This window comes from Vibrio genomosp. F10 str. 9ZD137, from assembly GCF_049974785.1.
Classification (GTDB): domain Bacteria; phylum Pseudomonadota; class Gammaproteobacteria; order Enterobacterales; family Vibrionaceae; genus Vibrio.
On record NZ_JBNGCJ010000058.1, the window covers coordinates 1 to 1789 of the forward strand.

Below are 1789 nucleotides of genomic sequence, written 5' to 3' on the forward strand. Positions count from 1 at the left end.
AACCGCTCTTCCGATCTCGAACCCGAATGGTGGTGAAGATTACTCCTTAAACCTGCAAATACTCGCGTTGATGACCATGCTGGGCTTTTTGCCTGCGATGGTTATTTTAATGACCTCTTTCACACGTATTGTGGTGGTCATGTCGATTCTTCGGCAGGCAATGGGTTTGCAACAAACGCCATCGAATCAAGTGATCATCGGTATCGCTATCTTTTTGACCTTCTTCATCATGTCGCCGGTGATCAATGAGATTAACGAAAACGCGGTTCAGCCATATTTAAGTGAGCAAATTCTTGCCAAAGACGCATTTAGCATCGCTCAAGAGCCCTTAAAAACATTCATGCTTAAGCAAACGCGGGTTAAAGATCTGGAGACCTTTGTTAATATTGCAGGTTCCGACGCCCAGAGCCCTGAAGAAGTGTCAATGGCGGTATTAATCCCCGCCTTTATTACATCTGAGTTAAAAACCGCGTTCCAGATCGGCTTCATGCTGTTTTTGCCGTTTTTAATTATTGATTTGGTGGTGGCGTCTATTTTGATGGCAATGGGTATGATGATGCTTTCTCCCATGATTGTATCGCTGCCATTTAAGCTCATGCTTTTTGTACTGGTTGACGGGTGGAATTTAATACTGTCCACGTTAGCCGGTAGTTTTGTCGTGTGACGGGAGATAACAATGACTCCTGAGCTGTTTGTTGAAATATTTAGAGATGCTCTCTGGATGGTATTGATGTTGGTGTGTGCCATCATCATTCCAAGCTTATTGGTTGGTTTGGTTGTGGCGGTGTTTCAAGCTGCCACCTCGATCAATGAACAGACATTGAGCTTTCTGCCTCGTCTTATTGTTACGCTACTTGCCCTGATGTTGTTTGGGCATTGGATGATGCAATCGATGATGGAATACTTTTTTAGCATCATTGAACGACTGCCTCAGATCCTCTATTAAGGCCCTGTTATGGAGTATCCAACCAGCACGGTCTTAGAATTTATTGCCAACTACTTTTGGCCTTACACCCGCATTGCAGCCATGTTGATGGTGATGTCGGTGACTGGGGCTCGGTTTGTCCCTACTCGCGTTCGTTTATACCTAGGTTTGGCGATCACCTTCGCTGTATCTCCAGCCATACCTGAAGTTCCTACTGAAATTGAATTATTCTCGCTTCAAGGTTTTCTCGTCGTGCTTGAGCAAGTGATTATCGGTGTGGCGATGGGCACCATTACTCAGTTTATGATCCAAACCTTTATTATTCTCGGGCAGATATTGGGTATGCAATCGAGTTTGGGTTTTGCTTCTATGGTTGATCCCGCGAACGGACAAAGCACCCCATTGTTGGGTCAGTTATTCATGTTTTTAGCAACGATGTTTTTCCTCTCAACCGACGGTCATTTAAAAATGATCCAGCTGGTGGTGTTTAGTTTTAAAAGCTTGCCGATTGGTTCGGGTTCGCTCACTACCGTCGATTATCGAGAAATTGCACTATGGTTAAGTATCATGTTTAAAGTGTCGTTAAGCATGGCACTCTCAGGCATTATCGCCTTGCTGACCATCAATTTATCGTTTGGTGTGATGACTCGTGCGGCGCCCCAGTTGAATATTTTCTCCTTGGGTTTTGCGTTTGCTTTATTGGTCGGCCTTCTCATCTGTTGGTATATCGTCAGTGGCCTCTTTGCTCATTATGAAATGTTTTGGATTCAGGGTGAGCAGCAAATCTGCCGATTGATAAGATTGGATTGTTAAGAAGTGATTTAGCCGAACCTTTCGGGTAGCACTTGTTGGGTATTGATACTG

Annotated in this window: 3 protein-coding genes; all 3 read left to right on the forward strand. The window is 44.3% G+C overall.

Annotated elements, in window-relative coordinates:
• The coding region (fliP, locus tag ACP45E_RS00710; protein WP_069584588.1) for a flagellar type III secretion system pore protein FliP at positions 1 to 664 on the forward strand (664 nt) is incomplete at its 5' end.
• Between the two features lie 12 nt (positions 665 to 676).
• The gene (gene fliQ, locus ACP45E_RS00715) at positions 677 to 946 is read left to right on the forward strand and encodes a flagellar biosynthesis protein FliQ (RefSeq protein WP_017033250.1); all 270 of its coding nucleotides are present in this window, start codon (positions 677 to 679) and stop codon (positions 944 to 946) included.
• 9 nt (positions 947 to 955) lie between these two features.
• On the forward strand, positions 956 to 1738 hold the full coding sequence (gene fliR / locus ACP45E_RS00720; protein WP_017033249.1) for a flagellar biosynthetic protein FliR: 783 nt from the start codon (positions 956 to 958) through the stop codon (positions 1736 to 1738).
• The last annotated feature ends 51 nt before the right edge of the window (positions 1739 to 1789 follow it).

Coding starts and splice junctions, on each gene's coding strand:
- fliQ (WP_017033250.1), top strand. CDS start 677: ATGACTCCTGAGCTGTTTGTTGAAATATTTAGAGATGCTCTCTGGATG.
- fliR (WP_017033249.1), top strand. CDS start 956: ATGGAGTATCCAACCAGCACGGTCTTAGAATTTATTGCCAACTACTTT.